A 17635-nucleotide genomic window follows, 5' to 3' on the forward strand; every position below is an offset into this window, starting at 1 on the left:
GTGGGTCTTGTGTTCTAAGATTTCCAAAAATAGCGGTCGATAGCAAACCGCTACTTCACGATTCGGTACGAGTAGTCTCAGCGTGTGAGCCAGGCTGATTCGTTCACCGATTCGGGTTCAAAGTCTGTAACCGGTAGCCCTACCGCCTGACGCATGGCGGTGAGCACTTCGTCCTGCCGGGGTAAGGGGTGGCTCCTGTCGTGGCCGGTAAAGAGCTTGACCTGGTCTACTGCCTGGTACATCAGCATCTCAAGTCCGCTGGTCACGGCCCCTCCTCGGGCCTCCCACTCCCCCGCTAGAACCGAGGGCCAGGGGTCATAAGAGACATCGAGCAGGTAGCCCGCAGATTCACCCCGTTCTGCGGTAGCCAGCAGCCCATCGGCTGCTCCAGCAGGCAGGGTACAGATTGTCACATCAAACTCTGCGTAGCTTTGAGCAAAGCTGTCGATGGGAGAAAAATCAAGGTTCAGGCCCAACCGGGTGGCGGCGTCCGCAACCCCCTGAGCCCGGCCAGCATCTCGCACAAAAACGCGGACGCCCTCCGCCCCCATCGCGCTCAGGGCAGCGAGGGCGGCGGTTGCGGTACCACCGCCACCGATGATGGCAGCCCGCTGGGGGTTCCCGACCAAGCCCGCCTGGCGCAGAGCATTGACGATGCCAGACACATCGGTGTTATCGCCCCAGGAGGCCAACCGGCCATCAACATCGTGCCGCCAGTAGACGGTGTTAACCACACCGACCGCTTGGGCAAACGGGGTCAGGTAATCCAGGTGCTCTTTGACCGCTGATTTGAGCGGCATGGTGACAGAAAAGCCGCGGGTGCCATGCTCGGGGGTATGGAGGGCAAATACGTCGGCCAGCTGGTCCTCGCGAGTATCTAGCCGGTCGTAGCCCATCTCAAGCCCCATAGCCCGGTAGGCGGCCAGATGCAGCAGGGGTGATTTACTGTGCTTAATGGGGTGCCCCAAGACAAAAGCCTTGGGGCACTCGGTAATCTGCTTACTCATTAGGAGCAGACACCCTCGTGAGCTTTACAGAATTCATCGTATACTTCAACATTCTTCAGGTGCTCTTCGTAGGTCTTAGCGAAGAGAGTCTCACCGGTGAAGAGATCAACGGTGACCCAGAAGTAGTAGTCGTTCTTCTCAGGGTTGGCAGCTGCCTTAATAGCCGCTAGACCGGGTGAACCGATAGGACCTTCGGGCAGGCCCTTGTAGTAGAAAGTGTTGTACTTGTTACTGGCGTCCTGCTTCTGTTCATTAGAGATATGGTAGCTCTGAATGCCCAGACCGTAGGCTACGGTTGCGTCTGACTGTAGGTAGCCGCTGGTTTCGCCATCTGGGTTATTCAGGCGGTTCTCGATAGCACCGGCAATTGGGTAGTAGTCAGCCTCGCGACCTTCGAACTCCAGGATTGAGGCAACGGTAATCACGTGGAAGATTCGGTCATCGCCAGAAACACCGGCCTCTTCTAGAGCGTTGAAGGTGTTATCAACCATCATTTGCAGGATTTCTTCAGCACCGGCGTCCTTGGGGAAGCGGTATTCGCCCGGGAAGAGGAAGCCCTCAATCGTGGGGAACTGTGAAGGAATACCGAAGCGGGTGGGGTCGGTTGATAATGCCTTGAACTCTTGGGCGCTAATACCGGTGCCCGTAGCAAGAGCTTCAAAGGTCTTATCCATACGCCAGGTACGGGCAACCGCCACGTAGTTGGTGTTGGCTTCGTCAAAACGCAGGAGCTCACCCAGAGCAGCAGCGCTGCTCATTTCTTCTTGCATTGTGTACTCACCGGGTTGGAAGAACTGGTCCTGGCCTTTATCTGAGTACTCCTGCAAGAAACGGTCGGCGTTAGCAATAATGCCCTGCTCTTCCAGAGAGTTAGCAATACCTATAGCCGATGCACCCTCGGGGATTGTGAAGGTAACTTCGGTGCCGTTCCCTTCACCGGCAAAGTCTTTTCGCTCGAACCAGCCAAACTTGGGGGCAAGAATGGAGACAACCAGAACGAGTGCAACAGCAAAAACTAGAGCAGCTGAGATAACAAAGTTGCGGGAGCGACGGCGGGTGCGGTCTCGATCGTCCTTAGTGTATTCTTCTTCAACGGCGGTGAAGAACCCACCGTTAGCTCCGTCTTCGGTTGAGCCCAGCAGGCCGTCCAGGTCGGTCTGCTGGTTCTTGGTGCGGCGGCGCGGCGGGCGGCTAGAACTCGAGTTCTCAGACATTCGGGTTCTCCGTTTCGTCGTTGGAGGTGCTGGAATCAAGCTCACCGTGAGGGGCAGTGAGCTCAAGGCGGTAGCCGGCCAGGTGCTGGCCGGCTTTGAGGGTGTCGACAGCATGCTGCAGGATATTGACGGCAGCTACCTGATCGACCATGTTTTTAAAGTCTCTGCTCGACACACCTGCCTCGTGCAGGGACCGGTGGGCGCTCACGGTAGTGAGTCGCTCATCGACCAGCCACACGGGCACGGAAGCATCGTCAGCGGCTAGTTCCTGCACCAGGGCCTCGGCATACTCGCGGGCCATGAGGGTTGAGGGGCTCTCTCCCCCGCGCATGGTCTTCGGTAGCCCCACAAATACTTCGGTCACTTCGTTAACTTCAATGAGTTTACGAAGGACCCGCCGGTCAGAGTTCTTTTTCAAATCGCGGCGTAGGGTTTTGAGGGGAGTTGCGAGTATGCCGTCGGGGTCGCACAGGGCTAGGCCGACGCGGGCATTACCCACGTCGACTCCCATGCGGCGGCCTCTGGTGAAGGTCACTGGGTTAGGCCCCCAGCTCTGAAATGGTGGATCGGATAGCGGTGAAAGCTTCGTCGATCTTGGTGGCGTCCTGGCCACCGCCCTGGGCGACGTCGTCCTTACCGCCACCGCCACCGCCGAGCACACCGGCAGCGACGCGGACGAGGGCCCCCGCTTTGATACCAGCATCGCGGGCAGCCTGGTTGGTGGCAACCAGAATAACGGGACGACCATTGTTCACACCTGCTACGGCTACGGTAGCGGCCTCTTCACCCAGGCGAGAGCGCAGGTCAAGGGCCAGTTCGCGCACGCCGTTGGCGTCCAGTTCCCCTGCGTTGTGCAGAAGGGTGCGGACGGAACCTACCATCTGGGCAGTTTCGGTCAGCTTACCGGCCTCAGCCTGCAGCTTTTCCTTGCGAAGCTTTGCCAGTTCCTTCTCGGCTTCCTTGAGCTTGGTCAGGGTCTGGTTAATCTTCTCGGGCAGTTCGGTGGAGGACTGCACCTTCATCAAACCGGTCAGCTGATTGACCAGGGTGCGCTCGGCAGCCAGGTGGTTGAAGGAGTCCAGACCGACAAGAGCTTCGACGCGACGGTTACCTGAACCGACAGACTGCTCGGTGAGCAAGGTTAGGGAGCCGATCTGAGCGGTTGAACCAACGTGGGTACCGCCGCAGAGTTCGCGGGAGAAGTCGCCGCCCATCTCAACCACACGTACGGTGTCGCCGTACTTTTCGCCGAAGAGGCTCATTGCGCCGAGCTTCTTAGCTTCCTCCAGGGGCATCTCGCGGGTAATGGTCTGGAAGTTGTCACGGATAGCGGTGTTAGCTACCTCTTCGACTTCCTGCTTAGCAGCGTCAGAGAGACCCTCACTCCAGGCGAAGTCGAAACGCAGGTAGCCTTCCTTGTTGAAGGAACCGCGCTGGGTTGCTTCGTTACCGAGCACCTGGTGCAGGGCTGCGTGGATGATGTGGGTGCCCGAGTGAGCCTTTTCGCCGTCCTGGCGGCGCTGTACATCAACCTGGGCAATAACGGGGGTGCCTGCAGCAACCTCGCCCTCGCGCACAACTGCGCGGTGTACAGAGAGACCCTTGACGGGCTGCTGCACATCTGAAACGTCAATGGTGAAACCGTTACCGGTGATCACGCCGGTATCAGCTGCCTGGCCACCTGCTTCTGCGTAGAAGGGGGTTTCGTCGAGTACGATTTCAACCTTCTGACCTGCGGACGCCGCGGGTACAGAAACACCGTCGACCAGGATGGCGCGCAGGGTGGTTTCGGTCCGCAGTTCGTTGTAACCGGTGAAAATAGAGCCGCGTTCATCAGCCAGCTCACGGAAGACAGAGAGGTCGGCCATGCCGCCCTTCTTGGCCTTAGCGTCGGCCTGGGCACGGTGGCGCTGCTCTTCCATGAGGGCACGGAACTGGGCTTCGTCGACCTTCACACCGGCTTCTTCAGCCATCTCGAGGGTCAGGTCGATGGGGAAACCGTAGGTATCGTGCAGGGCAAAGGCATCTGTGCCTGAGACTTCTCCCTTACCGGCAGCCTTGGCGGATGCAACTGCCTCTTCCAGGCGGGTGGTGCCAGACTCGATTGTCTTGAGGAAGGCCTTCTCTTCGGCGTAGGCGATACGGGAGATGCGCTCGAAGTCTTCGGCTACGTAGGGGTAGGCGCCGGCCATGGCGTCCTTGGAGGCGGGGAAAAGGACGGGCAGGCAGGGCTCGGTCACGCCCAGCAGGCGCATAGCGCGGATAGCGCGGCGCATGAGACGGCGCAGGATGTAGCCGCGGCCCTCATTTGAGGGGGTGACGCCGTCAGCAATGAGCATGAGGGAGGAGCGGATGTGGTCGGCAACCACGCGCATACGGACGTCGTCCTCGTAGCCCTCGTCATTAGCGTTTTCAGAGCCATGGTACTTCTTACCGGAGAGCTTAGCTGCGGCATCGAGGACGGGGCGCACCTGGTCGGTCTCGTAGAAGTTCTCAACACCTTGCAGGAGCATGGCCAGACGTTCTACGCCCAGGCCGGTATCGATGTTCTTCTTTGGCAGGTCGCCAAGAATCTCAAAGCTGTCCTTGCCGGTACCCTCACCACGCTGGTACTGCATGAAGACCAGGTTCCAGATTTCGATGTAGCGGTCGTCGTCGGCTGCGGGGCCGCCTTCCTTACCGTACTCGGGGCCACGATCATAGAAGATTTCAGAGTCGGGGCCTGCGGGGCCGGGCTGGCCGGTGGACCAGTAGTTCTCAGCCATTCCCATCTTCTGGATACGCTCGGCGGGGAACTTTACGTCATTGACCCAGATGTCGTAGGCTTCGTCGTCGCCCTCGTAAACGGTGACCCACAGGCGCTCGGGGTCCAGGCCGTAGCCGCCGTCTTCGATGGATGAGGTGAGCAGCTCGTAGGCCCAGGGGATAACTTCCTTTTTGAAGTAGTCGCCGAAGGAGAAGTTACCGGCCATCTGGAAGAAGGTGCCGTGGCGGGCGGTCTTGCCAACCTCGTCGATATCCAGGGTGCGGATGCACTTCTGCACGCTCACTGCGCGGGAGAACTTGGGGGTCTCACGGCCCAGGAAGTAAGGGATGAAGGGGACCATACCCGCGATGGTGAACATGGCGCCGGGCTCGTGTGATACGAGTGAAGCTGAGGGTACTACGGTGTGCCCGCGCTTTTCGAAGAATTCGATCCAGCGCTTTGAGATTTCCTGTGAGAGCATCGAGGCTTTCTTCCTTCGGTTGATAGTAAATCTTGGGGTGGTTCGCTTATGCGAAAAAGTCTTTGCCGAGATCGGCATCGCGCTCTAGGCGCCGTCTAATGTCAGCTTCTCGCTCTGCCAGGCTACCGGCCGGTGGCAGGGCTTCAGATTCAATGACCTGGTCGCTTGCAAGCTGGTGATGCTCACTCCCCTGCTGCCAGGTATCGAGGGAGCCGGGGCGAGCGTCCTTGGTCTGGGCGTCGAAGCGGTCTTTAAGCTCTGCTTCTTTTTCGTCCATGCCGGCTTTGACCGTTGCCGCGAAGCTCATCGCTTTGAGGGCGGCACCTTTAAAGGGGGCGCCGTATTTAGAGTCAAAGAATTGAGCCATGGTGCTACCTTGTGCGGTGATCTTTTGCAGGGGGCGGTTCGTTGAAACCTCTAAATCAGTGGACGCCGGTGCTGCGCTAGTGGATCGAGTGGCTAGATAGCCTGCGGCAGCTCCACCTGCGATAAGGAGTAGATTTTTAAGCAGTCCCATTTAGTGACCTTCGGGTGAGGTGCCGGTGTAGCCCTGGCTTTCGGTTCGGGGTGCTGCCTGGTGTGAACCTGCTGGCGTACCGCCGTCCCCCTTTACAGCCTTGCGGATGCCGTGGGAGAAGGCTGCCACCTTGATCAGGGGCTGACCTACTGTGGAAGTAACCAGAGAAGAGAGGGCAGATACGTTAGCTGAGGCGTCCGAAACGTTGCTGGTGATGCTATCGACTTTTTCAATCTGGGCGTTAGTGCTGGCCACAGTCTTGGTGACTTCGCCGATCAGCGGGGTGGTCTCATTATTGAGGGACCGAATGGTTGCGGTAAGTTCGTCGAAGACCTTGCCGAGTTTGATGATGGGTAGGGCTAGCAGGGCTACCAAGATGGCGAATACGCCTGCGGCAATGAGGCCCGCGATATCTGCTCCGCTCACGGCTTTCCTGCTTTCTGCCGAGTCACCCGGCTGTTAAAGGACACGATTTGATAACAATCTTACTTTACACGGCATTAAGGAGCCAGCCCGCTCCCCTGCTCCCGTGTGGGTGCAGGTGGGCGGGCTGGTTAAGCTTGGCGTGATTAGGCCAGGCGTGAGTAGTATTCAACCACGAGCTGCTCTTCGCAGGTCACGGGGATTTCTTCACGCTTGGGTGCGCGCTCGAGCTTTGCATGGAGCTTCTCGATCTCTACGTTCAGGTAGGCAGGGGTGTCGGGCAGAACGTCCTGGTGTGCACCGGTGGCTGCAACCTGGAAGGGTGCCATCTTCTCTGACTTGGGGTGAACGTGGATGAGCTGGCCGGGCTTGACGCGGAAGGAGGGGCGGTCAACGCGGATGCCGTCTACCATGATGTGGCGGTGGACGACGAGCTGACGTGCCTGTGCGATGGTGCGAGCGAAACCTGAGCGCAGGACGAGAGCGTCGAGGCGGGTTTCGAGGATCTCGACCAGGTTCTTACCGGTCTGACCTTCGATGCGCTTAGCTTCGAGGTAGGCGCGGCGCATCTGAGCTTCACGAATGTTGTACTGTGCGCGCAGACGCTGCTTCTCGCGCAGCTGTACGGCGTAGTTTGAGTCAGCCTTCTTGCGGCTGCGGCCGTGCTGGCCAGGGCCGTAAGGACGACGCTCGAGGTACTTTTCTGCCTTGGGGGTCAGTGCGATGCCGAGGGCACGTGACTGACGCACGGCACGGCGGGTACGGTTGTGGTTTGCCACAGTTCGTATTCCTTTTCTTTAGCGGTTGGCACGGCTCGTAACGCATATACGGTGGTGTGCTGAGCGGTTCCCACGGGTGTGGGTGTGCCATTGTTCTGGTGGTCTGGCCTCCGGTGGGCCGCCCACGGTTTGGGCGGTGGAGAGTAGAGAGCAGCCGCACTCTCGGTACTACGAGCTACCCGGTGATCAGTTTCTACCCCGACTCCGGGGCGGACGCTGCGTTTTGGGTAGTCTGCCAGCTACTTCCCTAGTGTAGCCACTCAGGGTAGGTTAGGGAGGAGGAAGTGACTATGATATTAAACATAGCGTCTCCTGTATGCTCAACAAGCTTTTTCTGGGTTTACAAACATAAGAAGTCGGCTCCAGGGGAGAAAAATCTCCTAGAGCCGACTTACTCTCATATAGGTGGAACCTTTAATTTCTTAGATGCCGTGGCCGTAGTTATCGTAGACGCTGGTATTGTTGGCAGTGTTGGTGTCTACAGCATTTTTAGGGATGTAGTCGGTGGTAACCACAATCTTGTTACGCTTGGAGTGGTTAAAGTAGTGCCCATGAGCCCAGTCAAGACGAATCTGCTTGCCGGGGCCCAGCTCATCGCGGAGGGTCACCATAAAGGTGTGGGAGTTAACACGAGCAATCTTGATTTTGGTTGACATCGAGGTAGTGAGGGTTAAAGAGGTGTTCCGGACGGGGCAGGTTACCTGAGGCGGAGCCTGCATTCCCTAGATAGAGCTGGCCGATGGTGGCTAGGCCGGGAACCGGAGCGAAAGAACTTACGTTGGTGTAGACATCAACAGAGGTAGGTGTGGTAGCTGCCTCCGCAGGAGTCAGGGCTGCACCGCCCAGGGCTAGAGCGCCTACAGCGGTTGCAGTCAGGGTCTTTTCCATCATAGGTACATCATCCGATCTCTAAAGATACGGAAGCGTGAGAAATATGCCGAGGGGGCCAACTATTAAATCTTAACCAATCAGCGGCATACCTAAGATTTTAGCAAGCTAAAGACTGACTATGCATTCGTTTTTACCCCCCCCTTTTATGGGGGCAAAAACTCTCTATTTGCGCCTTATCAGCCCCACACGGGACTCTCAGAGGACATACCAGAGCGGGGGGAGGGATATGTAAACCCTCCCCCGCTTATCCCTTTCCCTATGAGTCTAACTATAGACACAAAGAGTTGGATTTATATCCTTTAATCTTACCAGATACCATCTGCATACATGAGCTGGTAGCCAAGCTGGGTGTTCTGGCCACGAGGGAGTCCAACCAGCTGGTTATTGAAGAAAGTAATAGCGTTGCTGGTAGAGCCGTTGAAGCCGGTACCAGCGTTACCTGCAGGGGTAGTACGCTGGAAAGCACCAATCTCATTGGAATAAACATAATCGCTACCGGGGTAGGTAACGGCTTTAGTATCACCACTGGTGTCATGGGACCAGCCAGAGAACTGGATAGTAGCACCTGCGAAACGCTGGTTACTATTGTTCCAGATAACTGCACGCTTAGTGTATGCCTCTAGCAGGCAGGCCTCATCAACCGAGGACCCGATGGAAGCGCGAACCTCATCGAAGCTAGGGGGCAAGAAGCCAACGGGGCGAATGCCGATAGCAGTATAAATTGCACCGGACCCAAGACGGGTGGCATCACGCCAGTGGGAGTTAATGAAGTCAACAGCAGAACCCTTAGTGGCGGCAGTGTTGGGCTTGACGGAGAATAGCCACTTAAGGTGATTACCTTCAACAACACCAGTCTCTTCACCAAATTCACCGGCACCCAGGTTCTTGTAGCGGCCATCGGCAGAGTAGACGTTAATGAAGGAAGAGGCGTGGGAAACGTCGCGCTGATTAGGAGCGTTGGGGTTGTCCACGTTGATAGCTGCGGGTGAAGCATCAGCTACACCGGTGCGAGTGTTCCACTTGGCGTTGGCGGGCCATTCAGCAGGCATCCGGGCACTGCGGATGGTGCCGCCACCAAAGAGCTTGTTGATAGCGGGAGAAGTGGCAACGTTACGCTGAGCGAACTCGAAGCCAAAAGGTAAACCAGAGACGTTCAGAGACCCGCCGTTGGTGACCTGCATACGCAGGTTAGAGGTGTGCAAAGCACCGTTGGTACCAGCGTTGTTTGTGAACCAGAAACGGAAGGTGGTGTTCCGCAGGCTAGGCAAAGAAGCCAAACGTGCCTGGAAGACAGCATCGACCTGAATATCAATATCGTCAGGGCAGCTCATTGAAGCTGCATACGCAGGAATAGCAGCAGTTGCCACAACGGCAGGTGCCGCCCAAGTGGCACCCTTAGCCAGGGTGCGGCGAGAAACATTGTGAGTCATGTATGTTTTCCTCATATAGGGGGATGAAAAAGACGTGTTACCACTGCAGCAGCCTAGTGCGAACCGCCGTTCGCAATGGAAACTAAATCAATTATAGGAAAGAAAAATAGAAGATACAGCCCTTTGACGCAGCTGAGATATGAAATTGCGTGAGAAGAAACCACTTTTATATGACTATTTTTACCAGATAGGTCAACACATTCACAGCTATTGTTGCTATATGAGCTTGTCAGAGCGGAGCTTACCCCCAGTTTTCACAACCCTTTACAATTCTTGGGATTGATAATCTTCTCCCACAAATCCCACATTATGTGTGGCAATTCACTGTGATATTCGGTAAGTTCAAGTAATTTTTCACCACTTGACCCACTCATGTCTACCAATAACCATCAGGCTTTCTCAATAATTCCACCCTTTTCAGTCTTTCTCCCAGCTCCTTTTCCGCTCCGAAGACCGTAGGGGCGTAGTAGACCTTCCCTGCGAGGGCATCGGGGGTATACTGTTGGCGGGCTACTCCGTTCTTTTGGTCGTGGGGGTAGATATAGCCCCTGCCGTGCCCCAGCGCAACGGCCCCCGGGTAATGACCATCGCGCAGGTGCAGGGGCACCGGCCCTGCCAAGCCGGCGCGGACGTCCGCCAAGGCTCCGTCGATTGCCCGATAGACAGCATTGGATTTAGGGGCAGATGCCAGGTGAATGGTTGCCTGGGCCAAATTCAGCCGAGCCTCGGGCATCCCCACCAGCTGAACAGCCTGGGCAGCGTTCACCGCTGCGGTCAGGGCTGTAGGGTCGGCCATCCCGATATCCTCACTGGCATGAACGATGAGTCGCCGGGCAATGAAGCGGGGGTCCTCCCCCGCCTCGATCATGCGAGCTAGATAGTGTAGGGCGGCATCAACATCTGAGCCCCGAATCGACTTAATAAAGGCACTGGTGACGTCGTAGTGCTGATCCCCCTGCTTGTCGTAGCGCACAACCGACCTGTTCACAGCTAAAGCTGCGTGCTCAGCCGTCACCGGCAATGGCTGGTTCACCGAATACTCAACCCCGGCGTCCTCAGCCTCACCAAAGGCCACAGCGGCAGCAGCTTCTAAAGAGGTCAGAGCCTTGCGGGCGTCCCCATTGGCCATTTTGACCAGGTGCGTAGCAGCATCGTCTTCTAGAGAAATCACACCGGCAAAACCCCGGGCGTCGGCAACCGCCCGTTGGAGCAGTTCAGCGATGTCAGTGTCGGTCAAACCCTGCAGGGTCAGCAGAATAGAACGCGACAGCAGGGGTGCAATCACCGAAAACGAGGGATTCTCGGTGGTTGCCGCCACCAGCACCACCCAGCGATTCTCGACACCCGGCAAGAGGGCGTCCTGCTGGGCTTTAGTGAAACGGTGAATCTCATCAAGAAAAAGTACGGTAGTAAGTCCGCGAAAATCGCGGTCCTCAAGGGCCTGCTCCATCACGGCGCGGACGTCCTTCACCCCTGCCGTAATGGCAGAGAGCTCAACGAACTTGCGCCCGGCTCCCCCGGCAATCACGTTGGCCAGCGTAGTCTTGCCTGTACCGGGTGGGCCCCACAAAATCACCGAACTGGGCCCCGCAGGTCCGCCCCCTTCACCCGCCAGTACCCGCAGGGGTGAGCCTGGGCCCAGCAGGTGCTTCTGCCCTACCACCTCATCGAGAGTGCGGGGGCGCATACGCACGGCCAGCGGTGCCCGCTCCCGCCGACGCGTCACCTGCTCGCTATCGGTATCTGGCTGAGAATCGTCAAAAAAGAAGAGGGAGGGTTCCACGGTCAACTTACCTTAGAGGGAATCGGTATCGAGAATCAGGGTCACAGGGCCGTCGTTCGTTAGACTGACCTGCATATTGGCTCCAAAGAGGCCGGTTTCAACCGTCAGACCCAAGTCACGCAAGGCCTGCACATAGGCCTCAAAGAGGGGTTCGCTGACCGGGCCGGGAGCAGCTGCCGACCAGGACGGACGCCGCCCCCTCTTCGCGTCCCCGTAGAGGGTAAACTGGCTGACCGCCAGCACCGGGGCACCCTCATCGAGCACAGACCGCTCCCCTTCTAAAAGCCGCAGGTGAGCGGTTTTATCTGCCAATTTGGCAACCTGGGCGGGGCCGTCCGTATGCGTAATACCCACCAGAACCAGCAGGCCGGGCTGGTCGATAGCTCCTACCTGTTCGCCGTCAACGGTAACGGAAGCTGAGGTTACCCGTTGAAGAACTGCGCGCATGGGTGCTCCTTTGTCTGGAGGGTGGCTGACGGTTCTAGCCTATCAACTGCCCTAGAAAAGACTATTTAAATCAGAAATACCCACCTAGTTCGTGGGTATTTCTGGTTTAAATGGTACCTACCGGGTGAAGGTCAGACTCATCGGATGAGGCACCCCTCCACTACCTGCAGGTTACTTTGCCTGTTCTTTCCGGCGAAGATTCTTAAAGTATGAACGAGGCTTTGCTAAATTAGCCTCAATCTCTGCAATAATTTTCAGTTGTTCTGCCACTTCTTGCTGTCGGCGGCTTTGAGACACATGTTGGACCTTACGGCCAACCCTATCAGTCGACTTTGGTGAATGGGTAACTACTATCGAAGTCATCAGGTGTACCCCTTTCTCAGTTAACTCAATTATCGTCGGTTGCGGCTGAATCTCCAAGACTTTCTAGATGATACTTGTCTGGTTTCCTGTTCGAGCTCTTCCTTATAGGTCTTAACTATAGACTGAGCCAGCCTACTATCAGCAGGGTCCAGTTCAGGATCACGGGAAAGCTCTTCAAGCAGCTTTAGGGCGTAGACCTGCTCTACATGGCTTGTACTCGAAAGGTGCTCAACCGTCCACTGCATCCTATCTTTGAAGTTTGACCTATTTGCTTCCTTGCGCCGATTCTCATTAGTCCTATAAGCAATCCATGCCGCAGTACCTGCAACAAAGACCGCGGCTACTCCACCCAAGTTCCGTAGTGAATCCCCTAAAACCGAGAACTCATACTCAGAAATAGAGAAATCCGGAACCAGACTCCACGCTAGAAACCAGCAAACCATCCCACATACACACAATGCGCAGATTATTGCAACCACTTTTCTGCTCATACTTCCATGGTAAGAGGAAGGTAAGCATTTTTCACTCCCGGCTAGAAAAGACCAGAAAAACCAGAAATACCCACCTAGTTCGTGGGTATTTCTGGTTTAAATGGTACCTACCGGGAAGGGTTGGTTACTTCTCGCCGTCCTTCTTAGGCTTGAAGTCCACACCTGCTTCCTTCCGCTGCTGCGCGGTAATCGGTGCAGGGGCTGCGGTCAGCGGGTCGTAGCCGCCACCGGTCTTGGGGAAGGCGATGACGTCGCGGATAGAGTCGGTGCCACCGATCAGCTGTAGCACGCGGTCCCAGCCAAAGGCGATACCGCCCATGGGGGGTGCACCGAAGCTGAAAGCCTCCAGCAGGAAGCCGAACTTCTCCTGGGCCTCTTCCTCAGTAATACCCATGACCTTGAAGACGCGCTCCTGCACGTCACGCTGGTGGATACGGATTGAACCGCCACCGATTTCGTTACCGTTGCAGACGATATCGTAGGCGTAGGCCAGAGCCTCGCCGGGGTTCTCGTCGAAGGAGTCCAGGTACTCGGGCTTGGGTGAGGTGAAGGCGTGGTGTACTGCGGTCCAGGCTGAGTGGCCCAGGGCGACGTCGCCGGACGCGGTTGCGTCAGCAGCGGACTCGAACATGGGGGCGTCCACGACCCAAACGAAGGACCAGTCGCCGTCCTTAATAAGGCCGGTGCGGTGGCCGATTTCCACGCGGGCTGCACCCAGCAGGGCACGGGAAGCCTTGGCTTCACCGGCTGCGAAGAAGATGCAGTCACCGGGCTTGGCGCCGGTAGCAACAGCCAGACCCTCGCGCTCAGCCTCGGTGATGTTCTTGGCAACGGGGCCGGTCAGCTCACCATCCTCCTGAATCAGCACGTAGGCCAGACCCTTAGCACCGCGCTGCTTGGCCCATTCCTGCCAGGCGTCCAGGGTACGGCGGGCCTGGGAGGCACCGCCGGGCATGACAACAGCACCGACGTAGGGGGCCTTGAAGACGCGGAAGGTGGTGTCCTTGAAGTAGTCGGTCAGCGCGGTGAGCTCCAGGCCGAAGCGCAGGTCGGGCTTGTCCGAACCGTACTTTTCCATGGCGTCCTTGTAGGTAATACGCTCGATGGGGCGGGGAACCTTCACGTCAATCAGGTTCCAGACGGCCTCAACGATACGCTCGCCCAGGTCGATGATGTCTTCCTGGTCTACGAAAGAGGCTTCGATGTCAAGCTGGGTGAACTCGGGCTGACGGTCAGCGCGGAAGTCCTCGTCACGGTAGCAGCGGGCAATCTGGTAGTACTTCTCGATACCGCCCACCTGCAGCAGCTGCTTGAAGAGCTGGGGTGACTGGGGCAGGGCGTACCAGGAGCCGGGGGCCAGACGGGCGGGCACCAGGAAGTCGCGGGCACCTTCGGGGGTGGAGCGAGTCAGGGTGGGGGTCTCAACCTCGGTGAAGTTCTGGCCGTGCAGAACCTCGCGGGCGGCTCGGTTGGCCTCTGAGCGCAGGCGCATGAGACGAGAGGGCTCGGGGCGACGCAGGTCCAGGTAGCGGTACTTGAGGCGGGCTTCTTCGCCTACTTCAACGTGCTCATCGATCTGGAAGGGCAGAGGCGCTGAGGTGTTGAGCACCTCGGTCTGCTTGACCATGACCTCGATGTCACCGGTGGTGAGGTTGGGGTTTTCGTTGCCTTCGGGGCGGCGGGTTACTTCGCCCACGACCTTGAGGACGTACTCGTTGCGTAAGTGCTCGAAGTCGGCTTCGTTGTGGAAGACAACCTGGGTGACGCCTTCGCGGTCACGCAGGTCAACGAAGGCCACGCCACCGTGGTCGCGACGGCGGGCTACCCAGCCAGAGAGGGTAACGGTTTCTCCGATGTTCTCGGCGGTTAGCTCGCCGAGGGTGTGAGTGCGTAGCACTGAGTTCCTTTCGATGGGGCACGGTACCGGGTGGCACTGTCTAAAGTTCAGTTTGCTCCCGATTTTACCGTGTTGTGGTGCGCCTGGCACCGGTTGGACGGGTGTGAATTAGGCGGTAGGGAGCACGCGCACGTGCAGGTCGTCGGCGGGCGGGGCCCAGATGCCGGGGTCAGCAGCTACCTGCTCGCCGGTGCGGATGTCTTTCACCTCGTGGGTGAGTTCGCCGTTCTCCCCCGCTGAGATAAACCAGACGAAGGGGATGCCCCGCTTCTCGGCGTACTTAATCTGCTTACCGAACTTGGCGGCGGTGGCTGAGACCTCGCAGGCGATACCGCGGGCGCGCAGAGCGTCGGCGACGTCCTGGGCACCTGACCACATATCGTCGTTGGTGAGGGCGATGAGGACGGCGGTGGGCACCTTGCGGGTTGCTTCGGCAAAGCCCTGGGACAGGATGCGGGCCACCAGGCGGGTCACACCGATGGACAGGCCCACACCGGGGTAGGTCTTCTTGCCGTTTGAGGCCAGGGACTCGTAGCGGCCACCGGAGCAGATAGAGCCCAGCTGTTCGTGGCCTACCAGCACGGTTTCGTAGACGGTGCCGGTGTAGTAGTCCAGACCGCGGGCGATAGAAAGGTCAGCTACTACCTTGCCGGGGGCGCGCTTAGCTGCCTCACCGATTACCTCGGTCAGTTCAGCTAGGCCCTCTTCGAGCAGGTCGTGGGTGACGCCCAGAGCGCGCACCTGATCAGCAAAAGAGGTATCTTCAGCGCGGATGCTGGCAAGCTTCAGGGCGGCAGCGGCCTGCTCGTCGGTAGCGCCGACCTCGTCCTTAAGAAGCTGGGCGACGGCGTCCGCACCGATCTTTTCAAGCTTATCGATATTGCGCAGCACCCCGGCGGTGTCGGTCAGGCCCAGACCCAGGTAGAAGCCCTCGGAGAGCTTGCGGTTGTTGACGCGCAGCTTGAAGTCGGGAATCGGCAGCTTAGAGAGCGCATCGACGATGACCAGGGCCAGTTCCACGTCGTAGCGGAAGGGCAGGACACCGTCACCAACGACGTCCACGTCGGCCTGGGTGAACTCGCGGGCGCGACCCTCCTGGGGGCGCTCACCGCGCCAGACCTTCTGAATCTGGTAGCGCATAAAGGGGAAGGAAAGGTAACCGGCGTTCTCTACCACGTAGCGGGCAAAGGGAACGGTCAGGTCAAAGTGCAGGGCCAGCTTTTCCTTCTTGCCGCCCCGGGCTTCGTCCGCATCATCAAGCAGGCGGGAGACCGCGTAGACCTCTTTATCAATATCGCCCTTGCGCAGAAGCTGCTCAATGGTCTCTACCGAACGGGTCTCAATCGACGAAAAACCGTGAAGCTCAAAGGTCTCTCGCAAAGTATCGAGAACAAAATTCTCTACCAGGCGTTCCTCGGGCAGGTGCTCCGGAAAACCAGAAAGCGATTGTTTGCGAGCCATGTGCTCCCCTTTTATCGGTTGAAAACGGTCGAAGTAGGTAACGTGCCCCCGGGAAACAAGCGGTCTCACAGCAGAGCACAGTCCCTTTAATACTAGACCGAAGGCGCACCTGCCGGGTAATTGCACCCGCTTTCGCCCTAAACACGCTATGCTGGTAACTGCGCCACCTGCGCCCGATAGATTATTGCCGCCTCTTCGCGAATCGGCAACCAGCCCTATCGATACGGCCCGGTCTGGTGCACTTTTCATTACTTAAACGGGGGTTCGCCCCCCACTACTGATGCGAAAAGAGTTATAGCGGTGACTACCCAATCCGACGACACCACCCTCAACGTAGACCTCGACAAGGCCCGTAAGTTCGGCCGCGTGGACGAGGACGGCCACGTTTTCGTTATCGTTGACGGTGAAGAATACGCCGTAGGCCAGGTACCCGGCGCATCTGCCGACGAAGCCCTCGCCTACTTCGCCCGTAAGTTTGAGAACTTTGAAGCCCAGGTTGCCCTGCTCGAAGAGCGCGTAGAGCGCAAGGCCAAGGCCGCTGACCTGCAGAAGGCAGCTGCCCACCTGGGCCAGCAGGTTGCTGTGCGCAACATGGTGGGCGACTACGCCGCCCTGCAAGAACGCCTGGTTGCCCTGGTTGGCAAAATCAATGAGCGTGAGGAAGCAGAGAAGACCGAGAGCGCCGAAGCTCGCCAGGCAGCCCTTGAAGCCCGTGAAGCTATCGTTTCTGAGGCTGAGGCTATCGTGGCTAAGGACGACTCCGCTATTCACTGGAAGAACTCCCACGCCCGCATGAACGAGCTCTTCGAAGAGTGGAAGAAGACCCAGAAGGAACACCACCTGGCCAAGAGCATCGAGGACGAGCTGTGGAAGCGTTTCCGCGCTGCCCGCACCAGCTTTGACCGCCGCCGCCGTGCCCACTTCTCCCAGCTCGATGAGGCTAATGCCAAGGCTAAGCGCGTGAAGGAAGCCCTCATCGCTGAGGCTGAGGCTCTGCAGAACTCCACCGACTGGGCAGCAACCGCCGCTAAGTACCGCGATCTGATGGACCAGTGGAAGGCAGCCCCCCGCGGCACCCGCAAGGAAGATGACGCCCTCTGGGCCCGCTTCCGTGCAGCCCAGGACGTCTTCTTCGACGCCCGCACCGCGGTGAACGCTGAACTGGATAAGGAATTCGAGGCTAACCTACAGGCTAAGGAAGCCCTGCTGGAAGAGGCCCGCGGCATCCTGCCCGTTACCGATATCGCTGCGGCTAAGAAGGCCCTTGAGGGTATTCTGGACCGCTGGGAAGCTATCGGACGCGTACCCCGCAACTCGGTGCGCCGCGTTGAGCAGGAACTGCGTAAGGTTCAGGACGAAATCCACCGCGCCGAGAACGCCAAGTGGCAGAAGACCGACCCCGCTAAGCAGGCTCGCGCTAACTCCATGCTGACCCAGCTGGAGGACGCCATCGCCGGTCTTGAAGCCGACCTGGCTAAGGCTGAAGCCAGCGGCAACGCCCAGAAGATCAAGAAGGCCCAGGAAGCCCTGGACGCCCGCAAGCAGTGGCTTGAGACCCTCAAGGCTTCTTCTGCTGAGTTTGGCGCCTAACCCCCAGACTTGTCTGTGACGTCTTTGTGACGCAGAATCCCCCGTCTACCGGCCGGTAGACGGGGGATTTTTGTGGATAAGTAATTTTAGGCGGGAAAGTTATCCACAGCCTGAC

The 17635-nt window shown here is 58.1% G+C and carries 16 protein-coding genes; 1 reads left to right on the top strand and 15 read right to left on the bottom strand.

Annotated elements, in window-relative coordinates:
- Nucleotides 1-77: 77 nt before the first annotated feature.
- The 15 genes from L6762_RS04200 to hisS form a co-directional block, all read right to left on the bottom strand.
- Nucleotides 78-1007, bottom strand: coding sequence for a shikimate dehydrogenase (locus L6762_RS04200; RefSeq protein WP_237185727.1), 930 nt, complete (start codon nucleotides 1005-1007; stop codon nucleotides 78-80).
- Nucleotides 1007-2221: an endolytic transglycosylase MltG gene (gene mltG / locus L6762_RS04205; RefSeq protein WP_237185728.1), complete on the bottom strand. Its 1215-nt coding sequence runs from the start codon at nucleotides 2219-2221 to the stop codon at nucleotides 1007-1009. The genes L6762_RS04200 and mltG overlap by 1 nt, the downstream gene beginning before the upstream one ends.
- A complete protein-coding gene (gene ruvX, locus L6762_RS04210; protein WP_237185767.1) occupies nucleotides 2214-2732 on the bottom strand; it encodes a Holliday junction resolvase RuvX in 519 nt (172 codons plus the stop codon). Before ruvX ends, mltG begins: the two co-directional genes overlap by 8 nt.
- Nucleotides 2733-2760: 28 nt before the next feature.
- Nucleotides 2761-5448 (bottom strand): alanine--tRNA ligase, encoded by a 2688-nt coding sequence (gene alaS / locus L6762_RS04215; RefSeq protein ID WP_237185729.1) that lies wholly within the window; start codon nucleotides 5446-5448, stop codon nucleotides 2761-2763.
- Nucleotides 5449-5494: 46 nt separating this feature from the next.
- Nucleotides 5495-5965 (bottom strand): peptide chain release factor 4, encoded by a 471-nt coding sequence (locus tag L6762_RS04220; RefSeq protein ID WP_237185730.1) that lies wholly within the window; start codon nucleotides 5963-5965, stop codon nucleotides 5495-5497.
- On the bottom strand, nucleotides 5966-6391 hold the full coding sequence (locus tag L6762_RS04225; protein ID WP_237185731.1) for a DUF948 domain-containing protein: 426 nt from the start codon (nucleotides 6389-6391) through the stop codon (nucleotides 5966-5968).
- A 143-nt stretch (nucleotides 6392-6534) separates the two neighbouring features.
- Nucleotides 6535-7167 (bottom strand): 30S ribosomal protein S4, encoded by a 633-nt coding sequence (gene rpsD / locus L6762_RS04230; protein ID WP_237185732.1) that lies wholly within the window; start codon nucleotides 7165-7167, stop codon nucleotides 6535-6537.
- A 422-nt stretch (nucleotides 7168-7589) separates the two neighbouring features.
- The gene (locus tag L6762_RS04235; RefSeq protein ID WP_237185733.1) at nucleotides 7590-7823 is read right to left on the bottom strand and encodes a hypothetical protein; all 234 of its coding nucleotides are present in this window, start codon (nucleotides 7821-7823) and stop codon (nucleotides 7590-7592) included.
- Nucleotides 7792-8058 (bottom strand): hypothetical protein, encoded by a 267-nt coding sequence (locus tag L6762_RS04240; RefSeq protein WP_237185734.1) that lies wholly within the window; start codon nucleotides 8056-8058, stop codon nucleotides 7792-7794. Before L6762_RS04240 ends, L6762_RS04235 begins: the two co-directional genes overlap by 32 nt.
- Before the next feature lie 305 nt (nucleotides 8059-8363).
- Nucleotides 8364-9488, bottom strand: coding sequence for a hypothetical protein (locus tag L6762_RS04245; RefSeq protein ID WP_237185735.1), 1125 nt, complete (start codon nucleotides 9486-9488; stop codon nucleotides 8364-8366).
- Nucleotides 9489-9864: 376 nt separating this feature from the next.
- Nucleotides 9865-11214, bottom strand: coding sequence for a replication-associated recombination protein A (locus L6762_RS04250; protein WP_237185768.1), 1350 nt, complete (start codon nucleotides 11212-11214; stop codon nucleotides 9865-9867).
- A gap of 69 nt (nucleotides 11215-11283) precedes the next feature.
- Nucleotides 11284-11718 (bottom strand): D-aminoacyl-tRNA deacylase, encoded by a 435-nt coding sequence (dtd, locus tag L6762_RS04255; protein ID WP_237185736.1) that lies wholly within the window; start codon nucleotides 11716-11718, stop codon nucleotides 11284-11286.
- Between the two features lie 392 nt (nucleotides 11719-12110).
- Nucleotides 12111-12572, bottom strand: coding sequence for a hypothetical protein (locus L6762_RS04260; protein WP_237185737.1), 462 nt, complete (start codon nucleotides 12570-12572; stop codon nucleotides 12111-12113).
- Between the two features lie 124 nt (nucleotides 12573-12696).
- The gene (aspS, locus tag L6762_RS04265) at nucleotides 12697-14469 is read right to left on the bottom strand and encodes an aspartate--tRNA ligase (RefSeq protein WP_237185738.1); all 1773 of its coding nucleotides are present in this window, start codon (nucleotides 14467-14469) and stop codon (nucleotides 12697-12699) included.
- A gap of 108 nt (nucleotides 14470-14577) precedes the next feature.
- Nucleotides 14578-15930, bottom strand: coding sequence for a histidine--tRNA ligase (gene hisS / locus L6762_RS04270; protein WP_237185739.1), 1353 nt, complete (start codon nucleotides 15928-15930; stop codon nucleotides 14578-14580).
- Nucleotides 15931-16230: 300 nt separating this feature from the next.
- On the opposite strand from hisS, the gene L6762_RS04275 reads away from it, so the two are divergent.
- Complete coding sequence (locus L6762_RS04275; protein ID WP_237185740.1) at nucleotides 16231-17520, top strand: DUF349 domain-containing protein; 1290 nt, start codon at nucleotides 16231-16233, stop codon at nucleotides 17518-17520.
- The last annotated feature ends 115 nt before the right edge of the window (nucleotides 17521-17635 follow it).

Origin of the sequence: Rothia nasimurium, from assembly GCF_928381705.1 — a bacterium.
Lineage (GTDB): Bacteria > Actinomycetota > Actinomycetes > Actinomycetales > Micrococcaceae > Rothia > Rothia nasimurium_G.